A 26,147-nucleotide genomic window follows, 5' to 3' on the forward strand; every position below is an offset into this window, starting at 1 on the left:
GGCTACTCCTGATCCTGACGATTAACATGGGCTTCCAGCCGGTTTTGTAATGCTGACAGCAACGTCGCCATAATCCAGTAAATCAATGATGCTGCCAAATACATGGTGAAAACTTCCAGTGTGCGGGAAGTAACTAACTGCGCTTGGCGGAAAAGTTCGGGAACTTGAATGGTGGCCGCCAAAGACGTGTCTTTGACCAAACCAATAAAACTGTTTCCCAATGGCGGTAACGCAGTGCGCCCTGCTTGCGGCAATATCACACGATAAAGTGTTTGCCAGCGTGTCATCCCGATACTTGCAGCCGCTTCCCATTGCCCTTTTTCAATTGATGAAATCGCGGCCCTTAATGTTTCTGACGTATAGGCTGCGGTATTCAGTGATAGACCGATCAAGGCCGCCGGCATCGGGTCTAATTCAATACCAAACTGCGGCAACCCATAATAAATCATGAACAACTGAGCAATTAAGGGGGTGCCGCGAAAGATCGAAACATAAAAGCGGGATAACAGTGAGAACGGCAAGAAACTCGACAGCCGCATCATTGCCAACATAAAACCCAGTGCCAGGCCAAAAAACATCCCCCCCAGACTAAGCTGGAGGGTGAGCCACGCACCTTTCAATAAAAATGGTGCTGAATCCAGCACCAATTGAATACTGTCAGACATTATTTAGTTACATCCGCACCAAAATACTTCTCAGAAATCTTGGCCAATGTCCCGTCGGTTTGCATCTCAGCGATGGCCTTGTTGATTGCCGCTAACAATTCAGGATTATCTTTACGCAAAGCAACCCCTGATTCCTGACGAGCAAATGCTGGGCCAGCAACGGCCAATGTATCGTTGGTTTTCTTCACCAAATCCAATGCGGCCAAACGGTCAACCAAAATTGCATCCGTACGGCCTACACGCAGATCTTGATACTTAGTTGGGTCATCATCATAAGTGCGAATATCAACGCCTTTCAGGTTGTCGCGTAACCACTGTTCGTAGTTACTGCCCAAACCGACACCGACTTTTTTACCTTCCAGATCTTCAGGCTTATTGAAACGGCCTTCGTTCCCTTTTTTGGTCAACACCTGAATACCCGAAATGGTATAAGGGGTTGAGAAATCGTATTTTTTCTTACGTTCATCTGAAATAGTGACCTGGTTGATGGCCACATCAATGCGTTTTGACTCCAGTGACGCTAGCATCCCATCCCATTTTGTTGGGGTGATCTTGGCTTTAACGCCCATGTGTTCTGCCAATGCATTAGCAAAATCCACTTCAAAACCGGTGAGTTTGCCATCTTCCCCTTGGAAGCTGAATGGCGGGTAAGTCCCCTCAAGCCCAACAACCAACGTGCCTCGTTCTTTAACCTGATTCAACAGATTTTCCGCTGCATAAGACTGCACATTCAGGCCTGTTGCGAGTGCAACCGCCACCATCCCCAGAACCACTCGACGACGTACAATTGAAAAACCCATAAATACCCCGACTGTCACGTTTATTTTTGATAATCAGCACTTTAACAGTGCTATTAATGAAATAAAGAATTATAAACTAATATGCATAGCCACAAATGGAATAAGCCATAGCGAATGGCTACACTTGCGGGTGATAAGCAAAGAGTGCCGGCGCCCCACCGGTGTGAATAAACAGAATCGGGCCATTACCACGAAACTTATTCAGTGTCAGGCCATCCAGTAATCCCGCCATCGCTTTACCGGTATAAACCGGATCCAACAATATTCCTTCTAAGCGAGCTAATAGTGCAATTGCTGCCAATCCTTCTTCATTTGGCATGCCATATTTCGGGCCAAAATAATCATCCCACAAAGTTATCTTTGCTTGCGGACCTGTTAATCCTAAAGATGTCGCCAATTCTTGCTGGATTTGCGTCACCTTCGGTCGTTGCTCATCAGCTTTGCGCGAAACCGTAACACCAATTAATTCAGCATCGGGTAAAAGCTGTTGTAAACCGACCGCTAGCCCAGCATGAGTACCTGCACTACCCGAGGCCACAACAACGGTGCTAAAAGCAACATTTCCGGCAGATTGGTCTGCTATCTCGAGCGCACACTGCACATACCCCAGCGCACCTAAGGCATTAGAACCGCCAACCGGTACCACGTAAGGGCGGAAACCTTGAGCTTCTAGTCGTGTTGCCACTTCGGCTAATTGTTGGTTAGGTGAATGCAATGCATCACACATCACCACCTCAACATTGAACAAGTCCAACAGCAATCGATTGCCGTTGGTGAGATAATTTTCCGCTGAGGTGCCAATCGGATTCTCAAGTAATGCGACACAATGTAGCCCGAGTTTAGCCGCCACTGCTGCTGTTTGCCGCACATGATTAGACTGAATCGCTCCCGCCGTCACCAGTGTGTCTGCCCCCTGACTCAATGCATCTGCGGCCAAAAACTCCAACTTCCGCAGTTTGTTACCGCCTAAAGCGAGCGGCGTCACATCATCACGCTTGATATAAATCTCACGGCCAAGGTAATCGGACAAACGGGAGAGTTTTTCTAATGGCGTAACATTGCCGACCAGATCCAGTCGCGGAAATTGCGCCAGTTTATGTTGAAGCGTCACGAGCCCCCCTGAGAATTAATGAACAATTGTAATCACATAGATTTATCAGATGTCACTCCAATAATCACTGATTTTATTATAGATGTTAGTCGCAAATAACACAGGGAGATGAGATAAATCGTAGGATAAATAACCGATACTCAATAAAATTCAAGGTGTCATAAAGCAACAAGAAGTCATTTTCAGCAAACGAACACTGACAGGATATAGGCGGGAATAACGATAATCACTGCGCTTGCGGTTTGGGGGGCAACAAAAATTGGGCATTAAAATGCCCAGTAAAGATGGACTTTACTGAGCGCCGTATCATTAAAATCAATAAATCAACAATGACTTTTTATATCATGAGTTTCACTCGTTAAAATACAGAGTTTTCTCAACTCACAATGTGCTGTTATGCCAGAAATTAGTAATTTTTTTGCCATGCTAAATACTGATCATATTTACGCAAAGCAATACGATAATTATTATGTGCGGCATTCGGCAACTCATCAATAATACGCTGGTGCATGGTTTCTGCAGCAAATTTTTCTGCTGGATAGTTAGTTGCAACCAACATTTCATCTAAACGTCGTAAACGCACAACATATTCGCGAACAGTGCTATGACTCATCTCTGTTTGCTCAAATAAGTACTGCTTGAACGCCATAATATCAAAATAGCCAGGTGTGCTATTGCAATATATTTCACTGCAAAAACGGCACAATGCAGTTAATTCATGCTGAAGTTTTGACCACACTTGATCATCGATCGGTTGGTCCATGCCGGCAATCGCTTCTTTATTAATAATTTGTCCGCGAAAAACCAGTGCCATACGGTCTAGTTGTTTGTTGCAATGTGAGCAATGAGTTTGGCCGTGCTTATAATCTTTTAAATAACGGCTCAGTGGCCGCTTTTTAAGCTGAAGTCCTGGCATGAGAAGACCTGCATTAATAAAGTTAATCACTGTGATATCGCTGAACCAAAGTGAATTAAGAATCGTTATTCAGGCGGGCGCGTAAACGTTTTATCGCCTGACTATGCAGTTGGCTGACGCGGGATTCCCCAACTTCAAGCACTGCTCCTATTTCTTTCAGGTTCAGCTCTTCTTGGTAATACAGCGTCAACACCATTTTTTCACGTTCCGGCAAGGCCTCGATCGCTTCAATAACGCGCTGGCGCAGATTTCCTTCCAATAAATGTTGTAACGGATTGGCATCTTCATGCCCTTCCAACATCGGCTCGACACTTTCACCATGCTCTTCTCGCCATTCATCGTAGGAAAAAAGCTGGCTATTATTGGTGTCCAACAAGATCTGACGATACTCCGCCAAATCAATATCAAGCGTTTTTGCCACTTCTTGCTCTGTGGCTGGGCGCCCAACACGCTGTTCAACTTGTTGCATCGCGCTGGCAACTTCGCGGGCATTACGCCGTACACTGCGCGGTGCCCAATCTCGGCTACGCAATTCATCCAACATCGCGCCACGGATACGCTGCACCGCATATGTGGTAAACGCAGTTCCTTGCAAAGCGTCATAACGCTCGACAGCATTTAGCAGACCAATACCCCCAGCCTGCAACAAGTCATCCAATTCCACACTGGCTGGCAGGCGTACCTGCAAACGCAATGCTTCATGGCGAACCAGCGGAACATAGCGTTGCCAGAGGGAATTTTTGTCGATCACGCCTTCGGCGGTATACAAATCGCTCACTAGACAGGCACCTAAGGGTAAGAGAGTCGTACCATTATCCTGTCAGGTCTGTCGGGCAATCGGCTGAATAGACCTATAAAAAGGCGGCTATTTGGCTTATGCCCCGCGTAATCGGCTTTGGAACCTCTTTTTTATCGACTTAATTCTGCCTTTATTCGTATAAATTTTGCGTTTCTTGCTTTACGCGCTATATCAATAATTGCAACGAAGAAAGGTCGTCATTCACTTTCACTTTATCAATTTCTTCAATAAATTGATTCTTAACACCGGTACTATGCTGGCTAAATGCATGGTAAGAATAGAAGATATCCACAATGACATCTTCGGTTAACATTTTATTCTCTTTCACATAGATACTGATCAATGAACGAATAAAGAAAAAATCAACCATAATTAAATAAAAATGCTTCAATAAAGGAATATTATCATTTATTGCAAATTGGTCATGATGTAATACATAGAGAAAGTAGTTACGCAGAATATGCGGATGTTCAGCAAAAAACAGGCTCGCATCATCTTGCCAAATGCGACTTAACTCTTTCATTTTATCGCTAGCCCCCTCAGCGTTGAAATCAACAACAAGGTAAGCAATCAGATTATTTAAATACCGCGACATCGTTTCCCGACCTCGATAACCCGGCGTTTTGGTGATGAAATTTTGTAACCTGATTAAAAGCTGCCACTGCAGCTCCCCATTAAAAGGCAGATGTTCTAAACACCCGATAATCTCACCGGATTCAAGTTTTTGCAGTAACCCTTCATAACCTGATTCCATATAAGGCAGCTTATGATTGATATCGCCCTCTAACTTTTGATAAAAAAGCAGAAAAGAGGCCATGCTGTATAAACTTTCTTCTATACAAACCTGATCTTGCATGAATAGATTAGCGCAGAAAAGGTTAATCAAATTGCCTTCTGCATTAAGTTCCGATGCTTGAAAAAAAGCTTTATTTTCCTCAATCAGAACATCCATCTTTAAACTATTTGGATTCAGTAACACCTGAGATGCAGCTTCAGGGCAAGAGATGTTCAAACTTTGCCGTTTTTCCTGTTTATAAATATTTTCCGTTCTAGGATATACAGTACAAGTATCACTGAGTGCATCTTTACCTAAGCGTTTATAAATACCGCAGAGTTGGTCTACATCCAAATAAGGGCAGTTCCCTTGATCATTGAGTTTTATTGTGGCCCAATTAGCAACACTCGTTCTGTTGACCGCAATATTAGTAACAGCAATTCTTTTAATATCCGGATTTTGGCTTTTAGCGTACTTACGGTACGTATTTTTATCCAGCGTGATTATCCAGCGTTTACAACAGTGATCACGACAAGATGCACCTATGCAGCTGAAATTTTCGACATAGACAGGTCGTACTACGCTAAGTTCTTTCACCAGCAAGCCTCAGTATTAACCCTAGATCGAATGCTTTTATGCTAAATAAATTAATCTGTCACAATAATTTATTTAGAATAATGAGGCGGCAGTAGATGCCGCCTCATTGATATAGCGCGATAAACTAATTAACGCAGCAGAGATAGTACAGTCTGTGGAACCTGATTAGCCTGTGCCAATACAGAAGTACCTGCTTGTTGCAGAATCTGTGCACGGCTCATGTTAGACACTTCAGTTGAGTAATCAGCATCTTGGATGCGGCTACGTGCTGAAGTCAGGTTGTTGATGGTATTACCCAGGTTGGTAATCGCTGAATCAAAGCGGTTTTGTACCGCACCCAGACCACTACGCAGAGCATCAACTTGTGCCAACGCTTTATCAACGGTCGCCAGTTGGTTTTCAGTTGATTTCTGAGATGCAGCAGCATCTTCGTTGATCAGCGTTGTGTTGCCATTAGCAGTACGAGACATGTACATTACTTTGCCAGCAGCATTGGTGATTTCATCACCTTTAGCGTTAGCGGTATACACGGTACCGTTAACAGTCAAAGTACTGCCTGTTTTGGTCGCGCCTTGTAAATCCAAGTCCGCTAAGGTTGCAGCACGGTTGCTTTCAGCTGCTTTAGTGGTTAAACCGCCACCAACAACTGAAGTGAACAATGCACTTGAAGTTTTCACTTCGGCAGCAGTACCGCCAGGTGCAGTACTTGCAGTCGTTGTGAAGTCAACGCTTTTACCATCGACAGTCGCACTGAAAACACCGTTACCATTAGCATCAGCAGCAGTTTTAACAGTAAATTCCATGCCTTGTGCAGTGAATTTATCACCAACAGCTTTACCGACAGAAGCGGCAGCAATAGAAGTTGCTTCAGCACCCGCAGTGGCGGTAGTGGTGTAGACTGTTGAAGCTGTGTTAGCTGCAGTCGCTGTGCCAGAGAATGCACCGGTACCTGCATCAATATATTGTGCTGCACCCGCTTTGGTTACTGCGCCGCTGTTGATATCGGTAGCATAAGCTACACCGCCAACATCAAAGTTGTTAGTACCGGTCGCTTTAAACTGAGAAGTCAGATCATCAACAGAGGCTTGTTTAGCGCCATCAACGTTGAAGCCTTGCATGCCCAAGCTTTTTGAGTCAATTTTTTCCAGATTGATGCTGATAGTTTCGCCATCGTTAGCACCAACTTGAACTTTCATGCTGCTGTTGCCAGCCAGAACTTTCACGCCGTTGAACTGAGTTTGGTCAGATACACGGTCGATTTCGTCCAGACGTTGTTGGATTTCGTCTTGGATTGATTTCAGGTCAGAAGATGAGTTAGAGCCAGTTGCAGCCTGAACGCTCAGTTCACGTACACGTTGCAAGTTGTTGTTTATTTCACCCAACGCACCTTCAGTGGTTTGTGCCAGAGAGATGCCGTCGTTAGCGTTACGAGAAGCCTGAGTCAGGCCCTTGATGTTAGAAGTGAAACGGTTAGCGATGGCTTGACCCGCTGCATCATCTTTCGCACTGTTAATACGCTGACCTGAAGACAAACGCTCAATGGCGGAGCCTAAGGCAGACTGAGATTTGTTCATATTGTTCTGAGTCGTCAGAGACAGAATATTAGTGTTAATTACCGCCATAATATTATTCCTTAAATGCTGTTGGGTTATGGTTTGGGCTTACTGCCCACGGCTTCATCACCGTCACAACTTGTATCGGCGCTCTTTAAGGAACCTTTAGCCATTCTTTGAAATAATTTTAAATTTCGCTCAAATTATTCTTTATCTCTTCTTTAATTATTGCTCTATTCAATAGCCTAAATAGCCCCCTGTTATCCCCCGTTATTCCAGCCATCATAAATTCTATTTTATGTGTAAACTTTTCCACTTCTTGGCCGATAACCCCTGTAACGACACTTGAATATTAAGGATTAGACATGGCAAGTATTAGTTCGGTGGGTATCGGTTCAAACATGAACTTGGGCACGTTACTCGATCAATTAAGTGCCTCAGAGCAGACTCGTTTGACACCATTAACTAACCAGCAGACCAGTTATAAAGGTAAGCTCACAGCCTATGGTGTGTTACAAAGCGCGTTAGCTAAAGTCGAAACTGCCTCTGCAGCACTAAGAAAAGCCGATACTCTGGCCACGACCTCGATCAGCAGCACTAATACTGCTTTTGCTGCAACCACCACCAGTGGCGCAACAGCAGGCAATTACACGATTGAAGTGACCAATCTGGCTAAAGCACAATCCTTACTCTCTTCTGATGTGCCAAACACAACAGATAAGTTGGGTAATAGTAATGACAACCGGACGATCACTATTACTCAACCGGGTCAGAAAGAACCGCTGGAAGTTAAATTGACCAGCGAACAGACCTCATTGACCGGTATTCGCGATGCGATCAATAAGCAAGAAGGTAGCGTCACTGCCAGTATCATGAAAGCAGATGATAATACCTATTATCTGGCGTTGACATCCAAGGAGACAGGGACGAAATCTGAAATGACCGTCAGTGTTTCGGGTGACGATACCTTAAATAATTTCCTAAATTACACGCCAAGTACAAGCGGCGGCAGCGGTGCGTTAACCCAAAAAGTCAAAGCGGAAGATGCAACACTGACCGTTAATGGGGTCGCCATCACTCGCCAAAGCAATACGATTACCGATGCGCCACAAGGTGTGACCCTGACACTCAAAGCGCTCACTAAAAAAGATGAACCAGAACAGCTGACGGTGACGCGTGACTCCACCGCAACCAAAGCAGCCATTCAAACATTTGTCGATGCTTATAACTCATTGCAGACAACATTTGCCTCTTTAACTAAATATACGGCTGTAGAGGCGGGCAAAGATCAATCCACCAGTAACGGTGCATTGGTGGGTGATGGCACATTGCGCAACATTCAAACGCAATTAAAAAGCCAATTAGCTTCAGCCCAATCAGGTGATGTGAAAACCTTAGCTGCAATGGGTATTACTCAAGATCTTGATGGCAAATTAGTTATCGACTCGAAAAAACTGGATAAGGCGTTAACTGACCAGCCTAACAACGTAACAGCCTTTTTTGTCGGCGACGGTAAAACCACGGGTTTCGCCACTCAGATGGATAACCTGCTAAATACGGCGTTAGATAGCACCAAAGGCACATTGAAAACAGCCACAGACGGCATTAATAAGTCATTAAAATCATTAGAAAAACAGGTTGAATCAACCACTGACAGCATTAATGCCACGATTGAACGCTATAAAGCGCAATTTACCCAATTAGATAAATTGGTCAGTTCATTAACCAATACCGGTAACTTCTTAACGCAGCAATTTTCTTCATAAAGGATAGAGCATGTACAGTCGCTCAGGGGTTCAAGCTTATGCCCAGGTAGGAATGGAAAGTGGTGTCATGAGCGCCAGTCCTCATCAACTGATCGTGATGCTCTTCGACGGGGCGCAAAGCGCCCTGGTTCGAGCGCGTATCTTGATGAATCAAGGCGATATTCCGGCCAAAGGAGCTGCCCTTTCTAAAGCAATTAACATCATTGATAATGGACTAAGTGCAGGGCTAGATATGGAGAAAGGGGGTGAACTAGCGCAGAATTTATCCGCCCTATACGACTATATGTCACGCCGTTTACTGTACGCTAATTTGCATAATGACGAACAGGCAATTAATGAAGTCGCTGCCTTACTCGAGAATATTGCGGATGCTTGGCGGCAGATTGGCCCCAATTATCAACCCAACTAGGACCCCATTGAATGGAACGTCACCAGCATCTTTTGTCCGAATATCAACAAATCCTAACCCTCAGTGAGCAAATGTTAATGCTGGCGACCGAGGGTAACTGGGATGCGCTGGTTGATCTGGAAATGACTTATCTTAAAGCGGTTGAAAGTACCGCTAATATCACCATATCCTCATGCACATCTCAGGTATTACAAGATTTATTGCGAGATAAGTTAAAGGCTATTTTAGATAATGAAGTCGAGATTAAGCGTTTATTACAACAACGGCTTGATGCGTTGAGTGAATTAGTGGGGCAATCTACCCGACAACAAGTGGTTAATAATACTTATGGCCAGTTCCCTGACCATGCTTTGCTATTGGGTGAAACACAGTAATCGGTGGGTCACTGAATCTTAAATATTGATTCTTTGCTTAACACCATATGCAATTGCAATTATTAACATGGCAATTAATTTTCTTTGTCATTCTATTAACATGTGCTGATTTGAGCATAATACTGTCTTTAGTATGAGATTGCTTTTAGTATAGAGCTGTTTTTAGTATAGGATTAATTTAGCATGACAGCGTATTGATAATCGTACTCATCATGTCGAACTGGCTATTATCATTAGCCTTAAATCTTTTCGCTAAGTAGTCAGTTACTATAAATTTTCTATTAAAATGAGTTGCCAGTCTGCCATTCAAAGCGTAAAGATATTCTCAGGACAATATTGTGAAATGAATATCGATGGAACGTACGATTAATTTTTGTCCGGGTGTGGGTAGCTCAGCACATGTTATTCAACACACGGAACTACTACTTACTTCAGTCTATATTGAGATGCCACTTCTCATTATGGTTAACCGTGGGCATAAGATAATCCGCTGGGATAATCAGGAGTGTATTGTCCAAGCGGGTGAAGTTGTCGCAGTCAGTAGCGGACAAACGATTGATGTAATTAATGGTTTATCTGATGACGGTCTATTTTTCAGTCACCAACTTCGTTGTGACCCACGTTTGATAGCCACCTTTGCTAATCACCCCCTTTCTGCTGGGCTTAAGCGCGTTCCAGGGGTGTTAGCTATGCGAAATTTAGCCCCCGAATTTGTCAATACTTTCAGTAATACCTTTAAGGCTATCTCAGATATTGGAGATATCCCCCCCACTATTGTCAGGCACAGGATGCTTGAATTACTGCTGTGGTTAGCCGAACGTGGCGTGAAATTTAAACTGAATGATGGCAATACACTCAGTGAAAAGGTGCGCCGTTGTTTGGCGATTGATCCGCACAAAATATGGTCTGCATCTGAAGTGGCAAATCATATGGCAATGAGTGAGGTGGTGTTACGGCGAAAGCTCGCGGCGGAAAATATACTGTTACGTGATTTAATGATTGATGTCCGTATGACTAGCGCCCTGCGTTTGTTACAAGGCACAGATTGGCCAATTTCTTTAATTGCCAGCCAAGTGGGATATGAAAGTGCATCACGCTTTGCCGAGCGTTTTCGCAAACGTTTTGGTTTTGCACCAACAGCGATTCGCGGGCATCACCGCATACTGACGGCAGATAATGATTCTCCCTCAGATGATTATCATGAATATCTAAATTTACACGCGCCTAACTTAGGGTCGGCATGAGTCACGACACTCAAGCATTTAACACCTTATAAAAATATTTAACCTACTCAATAATATCGCTATATCCCCCTCAACTGAGCTGTTTAGAATCCCTTTCACCTTCCTATCTGTACTGCTAAATACTGCTTTTAGATATTCCGCACGTTAAATCATTCTTTTTTCAGAGTATGGTTAGTATTTTCATCCAGAAATTTAGTCTTAGCCTTTAACAAAGACTTTTAAATCATACAATTAGATTAATTATACTGAATACATCAACAAAATGATGATTATGTCCGCTCATTCTATGATTACTATTGATGAAAAAATAAACGTCGGGATGGCTATGATGCTAACCAAACTGTCTGGAATAAAAAATCGCTATCCTTTGCACATCCAAATTGCGGCGCTATTTACACTATTGATTGTTTCAATTGGTACTGTGATTATTGCCTTTAACCATAGTCAGTTGACTAAGTTAACTGAGGTCAGCACTAACCGTCAGTATCAAAAAACGGGAACAGCCATTGCGGCTGAATTAGATGCGGTTACTCGTCCCATGATGATGTCAGTTAACCTTCTCGCCAGTATGCAGATTACAGAATTATCCACACTGGAACAGAGAATGGCTTTTGTCAGTAAGTTTATCGAAGTGCTGCAACAGAATGATTATGCCAGCGCCGTTTACAGTGCTTATCCTAATGGCGATCTGTTTATGCTTAGGCGCTTGACTGAAGCCAACCGCTTATTATTTCACGCCCCTGAAGAAGCCGAATGGATGATTCAAAGTAATCGTTTTCTGGATAGCATGCCGGAAAAACGATTTATTTATCTGAATAAACAACAGCAAGTTATTGCCGTTATGCCAAGAGATAATGATAACTATGACCCTCGGCGGCGTGATTGGTTTATTATGGCCTCCGAAAGTCCCACGCTCATCACCTCCCCTATTTATATTTTTAAAGGTACAGGCGAGGCCGGTTTTACCTATAGTCGCCAAGCTGAAAATAAGCAATCGATTATTGGATTAGATGTTTCTCTCGCGTCATTGTCTCAGTTTTTAATCAAACAAAATCTGCCGCCGAGCAGCCAAGCGATTATTATTAACTCCCGCGGCGAAGTCATTGCTAGCTTGCCAAAACCCAAGGGGAATCCCGCTGAAACGGCCCATGCAGATAATCAACCCCCAGTATTACAAGTATTGCTAGACACACAAACAGGCACGAGTACGCCAAAGAATAGCAATACCGGCAGTATTATGTTTGAAGCGAAAAATCAGCAATGGTTTGGTTCTATTGTCGACATTAATAACAACGGCAATGCTTACCAGCTAGTGATTGCCACCCCCGCCAGCTATTTGACGGCCGATGCGAATTCAATTCGTAACCATGCCACTTTTATCGCTTTTATACTATTACTGCTCAGTTTGCCGATCGTTTGGTATTTCTCAAGGAAAATATCCAAACCTCTTATTCGGTTGCGTCAAGATGCCGATGCCATCAGTAACTTATATTTCGAAGAGCATGAACGTGAGCAATCGGCCATTGAAGAAGTCGATGAATTACACAAATCCATGTCAAAAATGAAGTCGACCCTGAAACAGTTTATTTCTATGGGCAACATGCTGACATCAGAAAGCAATTTCTATCGTCAAATGCAGGGATTATTAAGTGAAACAACCGAAATAGCAGGTATGACCGGCGGGATTATTTTCCTCGCGGATAAAAAAGCCGATACCTTTACGCCGACAGCATTTCGCTGGAATGGTGATAATATTCCGGTTGCTGAAATGTCTTCATTACAAGTCGAAAAAGATAACTTCGCCGCTTTCAAGCCAGTATTGGATGGAAAGACCATCACTGGCACCCTCAACAAAGATAATATTTTTAACCAGCTACAAGATTTCCTGCAACCCTATTTACCGTTACGCTTTGTCGCTGTGCCGATGAAAACGCATGATGACCAACTATTAGGCTTCTTACTATTATTTAATCCTTATGTCTTAAATGCGGATCGTGAGCGTTCAAAAATTCAATTGGTTAATGCACTCGTCGGTAGTTTGTCGGTATCAGTAGAAACTCAGCGTCTGTTGCAGGAACAGAAAAACTTACTTAACGCGTTCATTGAACTGATTGCGGGTGCAATAGACGCCAAGAGTGCTTATACCGGCGGGCATTGCCAGCGTGTACCTGAAATCACCAAAATGCTGGCTCGCGCCGCAATTAATATCAAAGAAGGGCCATTCGCCCAATTTAATCTCTCAGAAGATGAGTGGGAAGAACTGCATACCGCTTGCTGGTTACATGATTGCGGCAAGATAACGACGCCTGAATTTGTGGTCGATAAATCCACAAAACTGGAGTTAATTTATGATCGCATCCATGAGGTACGGATGCGCTTTGAAGTCTTAAAACGCGAGAAAGAAATCGCCTTCTTGCGCAGTCATACCACCGCAGAGGCCAGTGAAACTGAGCAACAAAGACTGGCTGACGAATTACGCCAGTTGGATGACGATTTTTACTTTATCGCCCATTGTAATATTGGCGGCGAATTTATGTCTGATGAGGCCATTGCACGCATTCAGCAAATTGCGGGTTACCATTGGACGCGCACATTAGATGATAACGCTGGCATCGCCCATGAAGAACGTGTTCGTAAAGCACGGCAGAGCACCTCTCCCTTACCGGTACAAGAACCGATGTTGGCCGATAAAGAAGAGCATATTATTTACCGCGACGATAAAAATAAGCGTCCAGAATATGATGGTTTCAAAGTTCAGGAACCGACGTTCCTTTATAACCGTGGGGAGATATATAACCTCAGCATTCGCCGTGGAACACTGACGGATGAAGATCGTTATAAAATTAACGAACACATCATGCAGACCATAGTGATGCTAAACAAATTACCGTTCCCGCGTACCATGTCCAATGTGCCCATTATCGCGGGTGGGCATCATGAACGTATGGATGGAAAAGGTTACCCTTACCAGCTCACGTATAAACAAATGAGTATTCCCGTTCGGATGATGGCCATCGCTGATGTATTTGAAGCACTCACGGCAGCCGATCGGCCTTATAAGCCAGGGAAGCTATTATCTGAAGCATTGAATATCATGGTTAACATGGTGAATGAAAATCATCTCGATCGTGAGCTGTTTATTTTGTTCCTGCAATCGGGCATTTGGCACGAATATGCCCTTGCCCATCTCCAAGCGGATAAAATAGATAATATTGATGTCTCAGTTTTACTGCAAAGAATAGGTCATCAGGATATCAAACTGGCCGCGACAGCCTAGAAAGCAAGAAACGGAGAGTTAGTGTGATAAAGTGGCGCTATATTTGATAGCGCCCTCTTTATTTTTTGGATCGCATTGAGTTTTCCGCAGGCACTGACTGGAGTGAATACGTGTTCTACAGCTACGGTGAAACAGAAATTAATCATCTCAAGCGGCGCGATAAAAAGATGGCCGCCGCGATTGACCGTTTGGGTATGCTAGCCCGCCCGCTGTCCCCTGATTTATTTGCGGCATTGATCCGCAATATCGTTGACCAACAGATCTCGGTTAAAGCGGCGCTCACTGTCAATGCGCGTTTGGTGGCATTACTGGGAACCGTGACCCCGATGACAGTGGCAGCAGCATCCGCAGAAGCCATTCAAGGGTGTGGTATGACGATGAGGAAGGCCGGATACATTAAGGGCGCAGCGGAAGCGGCACTGAATGGGTCGCTGGATTTATCCGCCATTGCGCAGTTACCCGATAATGACGTGATTGCCCAGTTATCGAGCCTCAATGGCGTGGGTGTTTGGACCGCAGAAATGCTATTGATATCCTCGCTTTGCCGCCCGGACGTACTCAGTTGGGGCGACCTAGCCATCCGCCGTGGCATGATGAACTTATATCGCCATAAAACGCTGCCACGGGAACGTTTCGAAAGATACCGCCGCCGCTATGCGCCCTATGGCACAACCGCATCGCTCTATTTATGGGCGTTATCAAACGAAACCGAATAATCTCAGGGAAAAGTGCTGTCTTACACGCCCATATTCATCACATCTTGATAAGCGGCAACCAGCTTATTGCGCACCTGAATACCCAGTTGCAAAGAGACCGATGACTTTTGCATATCCACCATCACATCATTCAAACCCACACCCGGTACACCCAATTCAAAATTCTGGGCCTGCGTGCGGGCATGCTGCTGGGTTTCACTGATTTTACCGATGGCTGCTTTTAATTCACTGGCAAATCCCGCTTCTGCTGGCAATGTTTTTGCCGAACCTGAAGCCTGTAATGCCGTGACCTGCAACTGCTGTAACACCCCTTCAATACCTTGAACAGACATGTTCATCCCCGATAGATAGCTGGTCAATCGCCTGATCAGGCAGATATCCCGATAAGACAAATGAAAACGTGGCAAGTGAGTGAGCAAGTGCCGCTACGCACGACCTGTTGCATATCACTATTTTCAGGATGACACCCTAACACATCATTTTTGCGCTAAAGCGGCTAAATAGACCCAAAAGTATCGGCTTATTGGCCCATCGAATTGATGGCTTACAGCAAATAATGGCATGCCCATAAAAGGGGGAGAACAGCTATTGATGCTTTATTGCTCACAGCAATTGGGAGTCTGTTTTGTTCCAACACACTGATTATATAAAAAATACTAACTCAAACGTTGTTCAGCTTGGCCAAGGACGTGTATGAATGCCTCAATAACTGGCGGTGAAAATCGTGATAATGCTTTTACGACAACGCTGGCACGCCTACGCGCGAATCCAAAAATTCCACTGCTGATTGCAGCAGCGGCGGCTGTCGCGATTATTGTCGCGCTGATGTTATGGGCGAAAAGCCCTGATTACCGCGTCCTTTATAGTAATCTCAGTGATCGTGACGGTGGCGATATCGTTACGCAACTCACGCAATTAAATATCCCTTATCGCTTCGCTGATAATGGCGGAGCATTACTGATCCCCGCAGAAAAGGTCCATGAAACTCGTCTGCGTCTCGCGCAGCAAGGTCTACCGAAAGGTGGTGCGGTCGGATTTGAATTGCTGGACCAAGAAAAATTCGGCATTAGCCAATTCAGTGAGCAGGTTAACTACCAACGGGCATTGGAAGGTGAACTTAGCCGCACCATCGGCACGCTTGGGCCAGTGATGAATGTACGCGTTCATTTGGCGATGCCAAAACCATCACTGTTTGTCCGTGAACAAAAATCCCCGACGGCGTCCGTCACCCTTGCATTACAGCCAGGCCGAGCACTCGATGATGGCCAGATCAACGCTATCGTTTATATGGTGTCGAGCAGTGTGGCCGGTTTACCTCCCGCGAATGTGACGGTTGTGGACCAAACAGGTCGTTTGCTCACGCAATCCGACAGTGCTGGGCGTGATTTAAATGCCGCTCAGCTCAAATTTACCAATGAAGTCGAAAACCGTTTCCAACGCCGCATCGAAACTATCCTTGCGCCGATGGTTGGCAATGGCAATGTCCATGCGCAGGTCACTGCCCAAGTTGATTTTGCTAGCCGCGAACAGACCGACGAAGAGTACAAACCGAATCAGGCCGCTAACCAAGGGGCAGTGCGTTCGCAGCAAGTGAGCAGCAGCGAGCAACTCGGCGGTACCAATGTCGGTGGTGTGCCGGGTGCCTTATCGAATCAACCCTCGGCGACGCCAGTGGCACCGATTGAAGTGCCTCAAGCCGCCCCTGCCGCCGGTGCTGCTGGCGCAGGTGCCGCAGCGAACAATGCAGCAAATCGCCCTGCGACCACCGCAGCACGTTCGACCGCGACCTCGAGCAATAGCCGTCACGACCAAACGACTAACTTCGAAGTTGACCGTACCATCCGCCATACCCAACAGCAAGCGGGCATGGTGCAGCGTTTATCTGTCGCGGTTGTCGTCAATTACGGCAGTGATAAAGCGGGCAAACCCGTTCCATTGACAAAAGATCAATTGGCGCAGGTGGAATCACTGACGCGTGAGGCGATGGGTTACTCCACTGACCGTGGTGACACGCTCAATGTGGTCAACACACCATTTAACGCCACCGACGATATGAGCGGCAGTTCACTGCCCTTCTGGCAGCAGCAGTCATTCTTTGATCAATTACTCAATGCCGGTCGCTATCTGCTGATTTTACTGGTGGCATGGATCCTGTGGCGCAAATTGGTGCGCCCAATGCTCACCAAGAAACAACTGGCGGATAAAGCAGCGGCGTCGGTCAATAACATCGTTCAAACCGCTCAGACTGCGGAAAATGTGAAACAAACCAAAGAAGAGCTGGCCCTACGTAAGAAGAATCAACAGCGAGTCAGTGCTGAGGTTCAGGCCCAGCGTATACGCGAACTTGCGGATAAAGACCCACGTATTGTCGCGTTGGTTATCCGTCAATGGATGAGTAATGACCAATGAGCCTGACCGGAACTGAAAAAAGCGCCATCATGCTGATGACACTGGGTGAAGACCATGCCGCCGAGGTGTTTAAGCATCTTTCCTCGCGCGAAGTACAGCAACTCAGTACCACCATGGCCAGTATGCGTCAGGTTTCTCATCAGCAATTGGTTGATGTCTTGGCTGAGTTTGAGGATGACGCCGAACAATATGCGGCATTGAGTGTTAACGCCAGCGACTACCTACGCACCGTGCTGATCAAAGCCTTGGGCGAAGAACGGGCTTCCAGCTTGTTGGAAGATATTCTGGAGTCGCGCGAAACCACCAGCGGCATGGAAACGCTCAACTTTATGGAACCACAGATGGCCGCCGACCTGATCCGCGACGAACATCCGCAGATCATCGCCACCATCTTGGTTCATCTAAAACGTGCTCAGGCCGCCGATATCTTGGCCCTGTTTGACGAACGTCTGCGCAACGATGTCATGCTCCGTATCGCTACCTTTGGTGGTGTTCAACCTACCGCCTTGGCTGAGTTGACGGAAGTGCTGAACAACCTGCTGGATGGTCAAAATCTCAAACGCAGCAAAATGGGCGGTATCCGCACCGCGGCAGAGATTATCAACCTGATGAAAACGCAGCAGGAAGAAACGGTTATGGAAGCCGTGCGCGAATACGACGGCGAGCTGGCACAGAAGATTATCGACGAAATGTTCCTGTTCGAGAACTTGGTCAGTGTCGACGACCGCAGCATTCAGCGTTTGCTGCAAGAAATCGACAACGAATCGCTGTTGGTCGCATTGAAAGGGGCCGATCAGGCGCTGCGCGAACGTTTCCTCAGCAACATGTCACTACGTGCGGCCGAAATCCTGCGCGACGATTTGGCCACCCGTGGGCCAGTCCGGATGTCGCTGGTCGAGAACGAACAAAAAGCCATCTTGCTTATCGTCCGTCGTCTTGCGGAGAGCGGCGAGATAGTCATTGGCGGTGGCGAGGATATCTATGTCTGATCGGATTAATTCCCTGCCTTGGCAACCTTGGTCGCTCAACGACTTTGCTAGCCAATCAGAAACCCCTCCGGCGGTTCAAGCGCCGGATATCAGCATGCTCTTTACCGATGAGCCAAGTACCGATGTCCCCGCCTCTTCCGAGGTGGATGAGCAACAGAAGCTGATGAATCTGCAACTCGAAGCCGAGAAACAAGGTCGGCAACAAGGGTTTGCTAAAGGGTTGCAAGAGGGGCTGGATAAAGGCTATCAAACCGGTCTGGAGGAAGGTCGTCAGCAGGCGCTGGCCGATGCGCAGAAAGAACTGGCCCCGATGACCGAACATTGGCAAATGCTGGTGAACGACTTCCAAAGCACCCTTGATGCACTGGACAGTGTTATCGCCTCACGGTTAATGCAGATGGCGTTGGCTGCCGCGAAACAAATCTTGGGGCAACCGGCCATTTGTGATGGCACGGCGTTACTGGCTCAAATCCAGCAATTGATTCAGCAAGAACCGATGTTTGCCGGTAAACCGCAACTGCGGGTCAATCCGCAAGATTTGGCCGTGGTGGAGCAACGTTTAGGCTCCACTCTGAGCCTTAACGGCTGGCGTTTACTCGGTGACAGCCAAATTCATCCGGGCGGCTGTAAAGTCAGCGCCGAAGAAGGTGATTTGGATGCTAGCCTCGCCACCCGCTGGCATGAATTGTGCCGTCTGGCTGCGCCGGGAGAATTATGATGACCGCCCGTTTAGGTCGTTGGTTAGCCTCTTTGGATAAATTTGAAGAGCGCATCGGTCAATCAACCACGATTCGCCGCTACGGGCGGTTAACGCGTGCAACCGGTTTGGTGCTTGAGGCCACGGGATTGCAACTGCCCTTGGGGGCAACCTGTCTGATTGAACGCCACGATAACGGTGAAGTGCAGGAAGTGGAGAGCGAAGTCGTCGGCTTTAACGGCCAACACCTGTTTTTGATGCCACTGGAAGAGGTCGAGGGCATTGTGCCCGGCGCCAGAGTCTATGCGCGCATCACCACCAGCGGAGCCTCTGCCAGTAAACAATTACCCCTTGGCCCTGAATTGCTCGGTCGGGTGCTGGATGGTAGCGCAAAACCCCTCGATGGTTTGCCCGCACCGGAAACCGGCTATCGCGCCCCGCTGATCACCCCACCAATTAACCCTTTGCAACGTACCGCCATTGAGCAAGTTTTGGATGTCGGCGTGCGCACCATTAATGCGTTATTGACCGTGGGTCGTGGGCAGCGCATGGGTTTGTTCGCCGGTTCTGGCGTCGGTAAAAGTGTGTTGTTAGGCATGATGGCTCGCTATACCCAAGCCGATGTGATTGTGGTGGGCTTGATTGGTGAACGTGGCCGCGAAGTTAAAGATTTTATCGAGAACATCTTAGGCACAGAAGGCCGCGCTCGTTCAGTGGTGATTGCCGCCCCTGCCGATGTTTCGCCCTTGCTACGGATGCAAGGTGCCGCCTATGCCACCCGCATCGCCGAAGATTTCCGCGATCGCGGCCAGCATGTTTTGCTGATTATGGATTCCTTGACCCGCTACGCCATGGCGCAACGTGAAATCGCGCTGGCTATCGGTGAACCGCCGGCCACCAAAGGGTATCCACCGTCTGTCTTCGCCAAATTACCCGCGCTGGTAGAACGAGCCGGTAACGGTGTCAGTGGCGGCGGTTCTATCACCGCATTTTATACCGTGTTAACCGAAGGCGATGACCAACAAGATCCGATTGCTGATTCCGCGCGCGCCATTCTTGATGGGCACGTGGTGTTATCACGCCGTTTGGCTGAGTCCGGCCATTATCCGGCCATCGACATTGAAGCCTCAATCAGCCGTGCCATGACCGCTCTGATCGATGAGAACCACTACAGCCAAGTTCGCCAGTTCAAACAGTTACTCGCCAGTTATCAGCGTAACCGTGATTTAGTCAGTGTTGGCGCTTATGCCGCCGGGAGTGATCCATTACTGGATAAAGCCATTGCGCTCTATCCGCAAATGGAAATCTTCTTGCAGCAAGGGATGTATGAACGTAGCAGTTACGAAGATGCCTGCCAGCACCTTAAGAGCTTGTTTCCCGGCTAATCGCTCGTGATTCGAGCCGTAGCCCCCTGCTGTATGCCCCAAGATATTAGCGGCGCAGGCAGGGGGGCAGTGAATATCGTCAACAGCCCCGTGGTGTCAAATACGATGGGGATAAATGAGGAACACGATGAAAAGTCAATCACCTCTCGTTACCCTGCGCGATCTGGCTCAAAAGGCCGTCGAGCAGGCCACCACTCAGCTAGGGCAGGTTCGCTTGTCTTACCATAATGCTGAGCAGCAACTCACGATGTTGCTGTCTTATCAGGATGAGTATCGCGTGAAATTGAATGACACGCTGTGTAACGGGATGGCCTCCTCCAGTTGGCAAAATTATCAGCAATTTATTCAGACACTTGAACAGGCCATTGAGCAGCATCGCCACCAGTTAGCCCAGTGGAACGTCAAAGTGGAACAGGCAGTGAAACATTGGCAAGAAAAGCAGCAACGGCTAAACGCGTTTGAAACCTTGCAAGAGCGTGCTGAAACCACTCAGCGCCTACAGGAAAACCGTTTAGATCAAAAACTGATGGATGAGTTCGCCCAGCGCGCCTCACAAAGGAGTCTTAATTCATGAATCTGTCCCTACTGCCTGCCGCTGCGACAACCAGTGAAACGGAAGGTGCCGCAGCGTCTTCCTCAATTGCGGCGCTCTTTACTGACGCCGGGCTGCCGGCTGATTTTGCCAAACTGTTAGGCGATCAACTGGGTAAAGAACTGACCGCCCTTGATGCCTCAGCCTTGAAATCATCTCTGGCCGCCAAGACCGATCTCATCGCAGATGTTGACGGTGGAAAATCCAGCACCGGTAACAGCAAACTGAATCAATTGTTAGCTGCCTTGGGCGACATTAGCGCCACTCTGCCAGCAGGATTAACCCATGCAGGGCAAACTGGTGACGCGGCAAATACCAAAGCGACCACGCTTGCCGATGATAGCGCGCAGGATAAAACCGCGGATAAAGGCGATCTGAGCGCACTGCAAACCTTGCTCGCGATGCTGCCCCATCAGGTCGCCACCACGCTAGGTTCTGCCAATCAGGGGCAAAAAGCAGCACTCACTGAGGGCAACGGCCTGAGCGGCAGTAAAACCAGCACTAAACAAGAGTTGGCTGCGCTCACCAGTTTGACATCACAAGATAAAGGCTTAGCCGCACTGATCGGCAGTACCATCGCCACGGCCGGTAATGTGAAAAGTGATAAAACAGCCAGCAGCGATCCGCTGTTAGCCAGCACGGCAAAAACCAAAACGGCACAAGATAAGTTGGCACGTTTGACCGCGCAAAATGGCGATAGCGCGCAAACCGCTAAAGTCGCGCCGCTCGCCGCGCAGGTTGACACCGCCGTCACCGCCACCTCTACGCTGGAGAAAACCTTTGTCAGCGCCTCCGCGACCACAGCAGTGTTACCGCCCGTCTCCAGCCCAGTGATTGCGACCCCCACCAGCACGTTAGTGAATGCGCCAGTTAGCGGCCATTTAAGTGCTCAACTGGGTAGCCAAGAGTGGCAACAATCGCTGGGGCAACAGGTGGTAATGTTTAGCCGTAATGGCCAACAGAGCGCCGAGCTGCGCTTAAATCCGCAGGAGTTGGGTGCATTGCAGATCAGTTTGAAAATGGAAGATAACCAAGCTCAGCTCCACTTTGCCTCTGCTCATAGCCAAGTTCGCGCCGCCCTTGAAGCCGCCATGCCGAGCTTACGCAGTGCTTTGGCTGAAAGCGGTATTCAACTGGGCCAGAGCAGTGTCGGCAGTGAAGGACAGTGGCAACAGGCTCAGCAGCAGAGCCAACAAAATCAGCAAAGTTTCGCTTCACGCAATCAACCTGCATACGGTGAGACCGCCTCGACCGATGCCCTTGCCAGCACACCATTAGTCACCCCTGCATCCTTGCAAGCGTTGGCTAACGGCTCGGGCGGTGTTGATATTTTCGCCTAAAAGGGATGGGAGTTTCGCCAAATAGTGACAAACGGGCAAGTTAGGCCGTTTTTCGCCACCTATTCAGCCTATTGGCAGAAAGGATACGCGGGATAATCATCAGTAATAATTCGGATAGCGAGGCGTGATTTGCGCCTCGCTATTATCGTGATCCACCGGTTTGATACCGAAACAGGAATTTGTCTTCTCCATGTCTGAAAATACTTTCCCGGCTAAGCGTAAGAGTTCGATCTGGGTCATCCTGCTGGTGCTGATTGCTGTGGCAGCCTCTGCGGGCGGCGGTTATAGCTGGTGGTTGCTCAATAAAAGCAAACCTACCACCGCTAAAGCGGCGCCTGTTATCCCGGTATTCATGCCGCTAGAGACTTTTACGGTCAATCTCATCACGCCAGATAACAATCTGGATCGTGTGCTGTATATCGGATTGACGCTAAGACTGCCCGACGATACCACTCGCGCCAAACTCAATGACTATCTGCCGGAAGTGCGCAGCCGCTTGCTGTTGTTGCTCTCTCGCCAGTCTGCTGACAGCCTGTCTAATGAAGAAGGTAAACAGCGTTTAGTCGGTGAAATCAAAAACGTACTTAGCCCGCCAATGGTTAAAGGCCAACCTAATCAGGTAGTCAGCGATGTGCTGTTTACCGCATTTATACTGCGATAATCATTATGGGCGATAGCATTCTTTCACAAGCAGAGATTGACGCACTGTTAAACGGTGACAGCGGCGGTGAAGAACCGACGGCAGTGACCGGTAATGACACCGACGTCAAACCTTATGATCCGACAACCCAGCGACGTGTGGTGCGTGAGCGACTGCATGCGCTGGAGATCATCAATGAGCGATTTGCTCGCCAGTTCCGGATGGGGTTATTTAACCTGTTACGCCGCAGCCCAGATATCACGGTCGGCCCGATTAAAATTCAGCCCTACCATGATTTTGCCCGTAACCTGCCGGTGCCCACCAATCTCAACTTGATCCACCTCAAACCTTTGCGCGGTACGGCGTTATTCGTGTTCGCCCCGAGTTTGGTGTTTATTGCGGTGGATAACTTATTTGGTGGTGATGGCCGTTTCCCGACGAAAGTGGAAGGTCGTGAATTCACCCATACCGAGCAACGGGTGATTAATCGCATGTTACGGCTGGCGCTGGATGCTTACCGTGATGCTTGGGCACCTATCTACAAGATCGATGTGGAATACGTCCGTTCAGAAATTCAGGTCAAATTTACCAATATCACCACCTCCCCGAACGACATTGTGGTTTCGACCCCTTTCCATGTCGAGATTGGTGCGTTGAGCGGTGAATTTAATATCTGTATCCCCTTTGCCATGATCGAACCGTTGCGTGAACTGCTGACCAATCCGCCACTGGAAAACTCCCGTCAGGAAGACTCCCATTGGCGTGAAACGCTGGTCAAGCAAGTGCAACATTCTGAGCTGGAATTGGTGGCTAATTTTGTTGATATCCCGCTGAGACTGTCGCAGATACTCAAGCTACAGCCCGGCGATGTATTACCCATCGATAAACCAGACAGACTGATTGGCCATGTCGACGGCGTACCGGTACTGACCAGTCAGTACGGGACATTAAACGGGCAATATGCCCTGCGTGTTGAACATTTGATTAACCCTATTTTGAATGCTCTAGATGAGGAACAGCCCAATGAGTGACCCTAAGCTTCCGTCTGACGATGGAAAGGAATCCGTGGACGATCTGTGGGCTGATGCGTTTAATGAGCAGCAGGCGATGGAGAAACCCGCCGCCACCACCGAAGGCGTATTTAAATCACTGGACGCGCCGGACGCCTTGGGCAACCTGCAAGATATCGATTTGATTTTGGATATCCCCGTTAAGCTGACGGTTGAGCTGGGCCGCACCAAAATGACCATCAAAGAACTGCTGCGCTTGTCACAAGGCTCAGTGGTATCGCTCGATGGTTTGGCCGGTGAACCGCTGGATATCTTAATTAACGGCTATCTGATTGCTCAGGGTGAAGTCGTGGTGGTGCAGGATAAATACGGCGTCCGTATTACCGATATCATTACGCCATCTGAGCGTATGCGTCGCCTGAGCCGCTAATGACTGCCGCGCAGACGGCCGATGCGCCGGTCACGTCACCACAAGTGCCAGCAACCGGTTTTGCGGCCAGCCATCCAGGTGTTGCGGTGCAGCAAACTGCCCCCGCACTGCCCCCCGGCTCGATATTGACGCAAGTCGGCAGTGTGTTAGGCGGCATTTTGTTGCTGATCTTGTGCGCCGCTTGGCTGGTGCGGCGTCTCGGTTTTGCGCCGCAAGCGCGCAATAATAAGTTATTAAATGTGAAAGCCAGTTGTCAGGTTGGACAACGGGAACGGGTGGTGATCGTCGAAGTGGATAACACGTGGCTGGTCTTGGGCGTTACCGCGCAACAAGTCACACCATTGCATACATTGGCTCGCCCACCGGTGGACGAATCACAGATAACGTCTGCCAGCGATCCATCGTCCACTCACAGCACCAAACCTGCGGACTTTCGCCAGCTCCTGAACAGCCATCTCTTTGGCAAGAAATTGAAACATCCGGAAAAATCGGCATGACGTTACTCCGCCTGCTCATCAATAAACTCCCCCTGCTGCTGCTAACCTTACTCTGCTCTCCAGCCGTCTTTGCGCAGCTTCCTGGGATCATCAGCCAGCCATTGGCCAATGGTGGGCAAAGCTGGTCGTTGCCCGTCCAGACACTGGTTTTTATTACCACGTTAAGTTTCCTGCCAGCTGCCTTACTGATGATGACCAGTTTCACCCGCATCATCATTGTGCTGGGTTTGTTGCGTAACGCATTAGGCACCCCTTCCGCGCCACCCAATCAGGTGATGCTCGGGCTGGCGCTGTTTCTGACCTTTTTTATTATGTCGCCGGTGTTCGATAAGGTGTATCAGGATGCTTATCTGCCCTTCAGTCAGGACAAGATCAGTATGGAAGTGGCGATGGATAAAGGCTCGCAACCGCTGCGTGAATTTATGTTGCGCCAAACCCGCGAGTCAGACTTGGCGCTGTATGCCCGTTTAGCCAATTTGCCGCCGTTGGAAGGGCCAGAAGTGGTGCCGATGCGCATTTTACTGCCCGCCTATGTCACCAGTGAGTTGAAAACCGCCTTCCAGATCGGTTTTACCGTTTTTATCCCTTTCCTCATTATCGACCTCGTGGTCGCCAGTGTGCTGATGGCACTGGGGATGATGATGGTGCCACCGGCCAGTATTTCATTGCCGTTCAAGCTCATGCTCTTTGTCTTGGTCGATGGCTGGCAACTGTTACTGGGGTCACTGGCGCAAAGTTTCTATACCTAAGCGCTAAACGGCTTCCAGCCGGAAATGAGCCGCTAGATTTCACATGACCGCTGCGTGGACTGCCTTCCTGCCACGCGAAGTATTGACGCTATTTTGACTTTTTATTCATCTTGTTAGGCGAAAGGCAGAAACACTATGACACCTGAATCGGTAATGGCCCTCGGCGTCGAGGCAATGAAGATAGCCCTAGCATTGGCCGCGCCATTATTGCTCGCTGCCCTGATAAGCGGTTTGATTGTCAGTCTATTGCAGGCGGCAACACAGATTAACGAGATGACACTGTCTTTCATCCCGAAAATCTTGGCGGTTTTCACCACAATGGTGATCGCGGGCCCGTGGATGCTGAGCTTGATACTGGACTATATGCGTAACCTGTTCACCAGCCTGCCCACGTTGATAGGCTAGCA

26 protein-coding genes are annotated in these 26,147 nt (G+C 47.8%); 18 read left to right on the top strand and 8 right to left on the bottom strand.

Annotated features, from left to right (window positions below):
* Positions 1 to 2: 2 nt before the first annotated feature.
* The 7 genes from tcyL to BN68_RS06410 form a co-directional block, all read right to left on the bottom strand.
* Positions 3 to 665: a cystine ABC transporter permease gene (tcyL, locus tag BN68_RS06380; protein WP_019210329.1), complete on the bottom strand. Its 663-nt coding sequence runs from the start codon at positions 663 to 665 to the stop codon at positions 3 to 5.
* The gene (gene tcyJ, locus BN68_RS06385; protein ID WP_019210330.1) at positions 665 to 1,465 is read right to left on the bottom strand and encodes a cystine ABC transporter substrate-binding protein; all 801 of its coding nucleotides are present in this window, start codon (positions 1,463 to 1,465) and stop codon (positions 665 to 667) included. The genes tcyL and tcyJ overlap by 1 nt, the downstream gene beginning before the upstream one ends.
* A 118-nt stretch (positions 1,466 to 1,583) precedes the next feature.
* Positions 1,584 to 2,576 (bottom strand): D-cysteine desulfhydrase, encoded by a 993-nt coding sequence (locus BN68_RS06390; RefSeq protein WP_019210331.1) that lies wholly within the window; start codon positions 2,574 to 2,576, stop codon positions 1,584 to 1,586.
* Between the two features lie 406 nt (positions 2,577 to 2,982).
* A complete protein-coding gene (fliZ, locus tag BN68_RS06395; RefSeq protein ID WP_019210332.1) occupies positions 2,983 to 3,492 on the bottom strand; it encodes a flagella biosynthesis regulatory protein FliZ in 510 nt (169 codons plus the stop codon).
* 55 nt (positions 3,493 to 3,547) lie between these two features.
* Positions 3,548 to 4,270, bottom strand: coding sequence for an RNA polymerase sigma factor FliA (locus tag BN68_RS06400; protein ID WP_019210333.1), 723 nt, complete (start codon positions 4,268 to 4,270; stop codon positions 3,548 to 3,550).
* Between the two features lie 187 nt (positions 4,271 to 4,457).
* A complete protein-coding gene (gene fliB / locus BN68_RS06405; protein ID WP_019210334.1) occupies positions 4,458 to 5,663 on the bottom strand; it encodes a flagellin lysine-N-methylase in 1,206 nt (401 codons plus the stop codon).
* 128 nt (positions 5,664 to 5,791) lie between these two features.
* The gene (locus tag BN68_RS06410) at positions 5,792 to 7,288 is read right to left on the bottom strand and encodes a flagellin N-terminal helical domain-containing protein (protein WP_108087610.1); all 1,497 of its coding nucleotides are present in this window, start codon (positions 7,286 to 7,288) and stop codon (positions 5,792 to 5,794) included.
* A 293-nt stretch (positions 7,289 to 7,581) separates the two neighbouring features.
* On the opposite strand from BN68_RS06410, the gene fliD reads away from it, so the two are divergent.
* From fliD to BN68_RS06440, 6 genes are all read left to right on the top strand, one after another.
* On the top strand, positions 7,582 to 8,982 hold the full coding sequence (fliD, locus tag BN68_RS06415; protein ID WP_019210337.1) for a flagellar filament capping protein FliD: 1,401 nt from the start codon (positions 7,582 to 7,584) through the stop codon (positions 8,980 to 8,982).
* A gap of 10 nt (positions 8,983 to 8,992) precedes the next feature.
* Positions 8,993 to 9,391 carry a flagellar export chaperone FliS gene (fliS, locus tag BN68_RS06420; protein ID WP_019210338.1) on the top strand — a complete coding sequence of 133 codons (399 nt, stop codon included), beginning with the start codon at positions 8,993 to 8,995 and terminating at the stop codon, positions 9,389 to 9,391.
* 11 nt (positions 9,392 to 9,402) lie between these two features.
* Positions 9,403 to 9,765 carry a flagella biosynthesis regulatory protein FliT gene (gene fliT / locus BN68_RS06425; RefSeq protein ID WP_019210339.1) on the top strand — a complete coding sequence of 121 codons (363 nt, stop codon included), beginning with the start codon at positions 9,403 to 9,405 and terminating at the stop codon, positions 9,763 to 9,765.
* A 353-nt stretch (positions 9,766 to 10,118) separates the two neighbouring features.
* The gene (locus BN68_RS06430) at positions 10,119 to 11,009 is read left to right on the top strand and encodes a helix-turn-helix transcriptional regulator (RefSeq protein ID WP_019210340.1); all 891 of its coding nucleotides are present in this window, start codon (positions 10,119 to 10,121) and stop codon (positions 11,007 to 11,009) included.
* Positions 11,010 to 11,337: 328 nt separating this feature from the next.
* A complete protein-coding gene (locus BN68_RS06435; RefSeq protein ID WP_042806541.1) occupies positions 11,338 to 14,286 on the top strand; it encodes an HD domain-containing phosphohydrolase in 2,949 nt (982 codons plus the stop codon).
* Positions 14,287 to 14,396: 110 nt separating this feature from the next.
* Positions 14,397 to 15,002, top strand: a complete 606-nt coding sequence (locus tag BN68_RS06440; RefSeq protein ID WP_019210342.1) for a DNA-3-methyladenine glycosylase family protein — start codon at positions 14,397 to 14,399, stop codon at positions 15,000 to 15,002.
* A gap of 20 nt (positions 15,003 to 15,022) precedes the next feature.
* Here the strand turns inward: BN68_RS06440 and fliE are convergent, their stop codons facing one another.
* On the bottom strand, positions 15,023 to 15,334 hold the full coding sequence (fliE, locus tag BN68_RS06445) for a flagellar hook-basal body complex protein FliE (RefSeq protein ID WP_042806416.1): 312 nt from the start codon (positions 15,332 to 15,334) through the stop codon (positions 15,023 to 15,025).
* Positions 15,335 to 15,695: 361 nt separating this feature from the next.
* Between fliE and fliF the strand changes: the two genes are divergently transcribed.
* The 12 genes from fliF to fliQ all read left to right on the top strand — a co-directional run bounded on the left by fliF (position 15,696) and on the right by fliQ (position 26,145).
* Positions 15,696 to 17,411 (top strand): flagellar basal-body MS-ring/collar protein FliF, encoded by a 1,716-nt coding sequence (gene fliF / locus BN68_RS06450; protein WP_019210344.1) that lies wholly within the window; start codon positions 15,696 to 15,698, stop codon positions 17,409 to 17,411.
* Positions 17,408 to 18,400 (top strand): flagellar motor switch protein FliG, encoded by a 993-nt coding sequence (gene fliG / locus BN68_RS06455; RefSeq protein ID WP_019210345.1) that lies wholly within the window; start codon positions 17,408 to 17,410, stop codon positions 18,398 to 18,400. The genes fliF and fliG overlap by 4 nt, the downstream gene beginning before the upstream one ends.
* Positions 18,393 to 19,118, top strand: a complete 726-nt coding sequence (gene fliH / locus BN68_RS06460; protein ID WP_019210346.1) for a flagellar assembly protein FliH — start codon at positions 18,393 to 18,395, stop codon at positions 19,116 to 19,118. Before fliG ends, fliH begins: the two co-directional genes overlap by 8 nt.
* Positions 19,118 to 20,482 carry a flagellar protein export ATPase FliI gene (fliI, locus tag BN68_RS06465; RefSeq protein WP_042806417.1) on the top strand — a complete coding sequence of 455 codons (1,365 nt, stop codon included), beginning with the start codon at positions 19,118 to 19,120 and terminating at the stop codon, positions 20,480 to 20,482. The genes fliH and fliI overlap by 1 nt, the downstream gene beginning before the upstream one ends.
* 127 nt (positions 20,483 to 20,609) lie before the next feature.
* Entirely contained in the window at positions 20,610 to 21,056 is a 447-nt protein-coding gene (fliJ, locus tag BN68_RS06470; RefSeq protein ID WP_019210348.1) for a flagellar export protein FliJ, read from the top strand.
* A complete protein-coding gene (locus BN68_RS06475; protein WP_019210349.1) occupies positions 21,053 to 22,414 on the top strand; it encodes a flagellar hook-length control protein FliK in 1,362 nt (453 codons plus the stop codon). Before fliJ ends, BN68_RS06475 begins: the two co-directional genes overlap by 4 nt.
* A 190-nt stretch (positions 22,415 to 22,604) precedes the next feature.
* The gene (gene fliL / locus BN68_RS06480) at positions 22,605 to 23,075 is read left to right on the top strand and encodes a flagellar basal body-associated protein FliL (protein WP_019210350.1); all 471 of its coding nucleotides are present in this window, start codon (positions 22,605 to 22,607) and stop codon (positions 23,073 to 23,075) included.
* Between the two features lie 5 nt (positions 23,076 to 23,080).
* Complete coding sequence (fliM, locus tag BN68_RS06485; RefSeq protein ID WP_019210351.1) at positions 23,081 to 24,085, top strand: flagellar motor switch protein FliM; 1,005 nt, start codon at positions 23,081 to 23,083, stop codon at positions 24,083 to 24,085.
* Complete coding sequence (gene fliN, locus BN68_RS06490; RefSeq protein ID WP_019210352.1) at positions 24,078 to 24,494, top strand: flagellar motor switch protein FliN; 417 nt, start codon at positions 24,078 to 24,080, stop codon at positions 24,492 to 24,494. Before fliM ends, fliN begins: the two co-directional genes overlap by 8 nt.
* Complete coding sequence (gene fliO, locus BN68_RS06495; RefSeq protein ID WP_019210353.1) at positions 24,494 to 24,991, top strand: flagellar biosynthetic protein FliO; 498 nt, start codon at positions 24,494 to 24,496, stop codon at positions 24,989 to 24,991. The genes fliN and fliO overlap by 1 nt, the downstream gene beginning before the upstream one ends.
* Positions 24,988 to 25,740, top strand: a complete 753-nt coding sequence (gene fliP, locus BN68_RS06500; RefSeq protein ID WP_019210354.1) for a flagellar type III secretion system pore protein FliP — start codon at positions 24,988 to 24,990, stop codon at positions 25,738 to 25,740. Before fliO ends, fliP begins: the two co-directional genes overlap by 4 nt.
* Before the next feature lie 135 nt (positions 25,741 to 25,875).
* Positions 25,876 to 26,145 carry a flagellar biosynthesis protein FliQ gene (gene fliQ / locus BN68_RS06505; RefSeq protein ID WP_019210355.1) on the top strand — a complete coding sequence of 90 codons (270 nt, stop codon included), beginning with the start codon at positions 25,876 to 25,878 and terminating at the stop codon, positions 26,143 to 26,145.
* Positions 26,146 to 26,147 lie beyond the last annotated feature (2 nt).

The organism is Yersinia massiliensis CCUG 53443, from assembly GCF_000312485.1.
Classification (GTDB): domain Bacteria; phylum Pseudomonadota; class Gammaproteobacteria; order Enterobacterales; family Enterobacteriaceae; genus Yersinia; species Yersinia massiliensis.

Bases quoted from the DNA above. Each gene is read 5' to 3' on its own strand.
- tcyL (WP_019210329.1), bottom strand. From the start codon at position 665: ATGTCTGACAGTATTCAATTGGTGCTGGATTCAGCACCATTTTTATTG.
- tcyJ (WP_019210330.1), bottom strand. From the start codon at position 1,465: ATGGGTTTTTCAATTGTACGTCGTCGAGTGGTTCTGGGGATGGTGGCG.
- fliZ (WP_019210332.1), bottom strand. From the start codon at position 3,492: ATGCCAGGACTTCAGCTTAAAAAGCGGCCACTGAGCCGTTATTTAAAA.
- fliD (WP_019210337.1), top strand. From the start codon at position 7,582: ATGGCAAGTATTAGTTCGGTGGGTATCGGTTCAAACATGAACTTGGGC.
- fliS (WP_019210338.1), top strand. From the start codon at position 8,993: ATGTACAGTCGCTCAGGGGTTCAAGCTTATGCCCAGGTAGGAATGGAA.
- fliT (WP_019210339.1), top strand. From the start codon at position 9,403: ATGGAACGTCACCAGCATCTTTTGTCCGAATATCAACAAATCCTAACC.
- BN68_RS06430 (WP_019210340.1), top strand. From the start codon at position 10,119: ATGGAACGTACGATTAATTTTTGTCCGGGTGTGGGTAGCTCAGCACAT.
- BN68_RS06435 (WP_042806541.1), top strand. From the start codon at position 11,338: ATGCTAACCAAACTGTCTGGAATAAAAAATCGCTATCCTTTGCACATC.
- fliE (WP_042806416.1), bottom strand. From the start codon at position 15,334: ATGTCTGTTCAAGGTATTGAAGGGGTGTTACAGCAGTTGCAGGTCACG.
- fliF (WP_019210344.1), top strand. From the start codon at position 15,696: ATGAATGCCTCAATAACTGGCGGTGAAAATCGTGATAATGCTTTTACG.
- fliG (WP_019210345.1), top strand. From the start codon at position 17,408: ATGAGCCTGACCGGAACTGAAAAAAGCGCCATCATGCTGATGACACTG.
- fliH (WP_019210346.1), top strand. From the start codon at position 18,393: ATGTCTGATCGGATTAATTCCCTGCCTTGGCAACCTTGGTCGCTCAAC.
- fliI (WP_042806417.1), top strand. From the start codon at position 19,118: ATGACCGCCCGTTTAGGTCGTTGGTTAGCCTCTTTGGATAAATTTGAA.
- fliJ (WP_019210348.1), top strand. From the start codon at position 20,610: ATGAAAAGTCAATCACCTCTCGTTACCCTGCGCGATCTGGCTCAAAAG.
- BN68_RS06475 (WP_019210349.1), top strand. From the start codon at position 21,053: ATGAATCTGTCCCTACTGCCTGCCGCTGCGACAACCAGTGAAACGGAA.
- fliL (WP_019210350.1), top strand. From the start codon at position 22,605: ATGTCTGAAAATACTTTCCCGGCTAAGCGTAAGAGTTCGATCTGGGTC.
- fliM (WP_019210351.1), top strand. From the start codon at position 23,081: ATGGGCGATAGCATTCTTTCACAAGCAGAGATTGACGCACTGTTAAAC.
- fliN (WP_019210352.1), top strand. From the start codon at position 24,078: ATGAGTGACCCTAAGCTTCCGTCTGACGATGGAAAGGAATCCGTGGAC.
- fliO (WP_019210353.1), top strand. From the start codon at position 24,494: ATGACTGCCGCGCAGACGGCCGATGCGCCGGTCACGTCACCACAAGTG.
- fliP (WP_019210354.1), top strand. From the start codon at position 24,988: ATGACGTTACTCCGCCTGCTCATCAATAAACTCCCCCTGCTGCTGCTA.
- fliQ (WP_019210355.1), top strand. From the start codon at position 25,876: ATGACACCTGAATCGGTAATGGCCCTCGGCGTCGAGGCAATGAAGATA.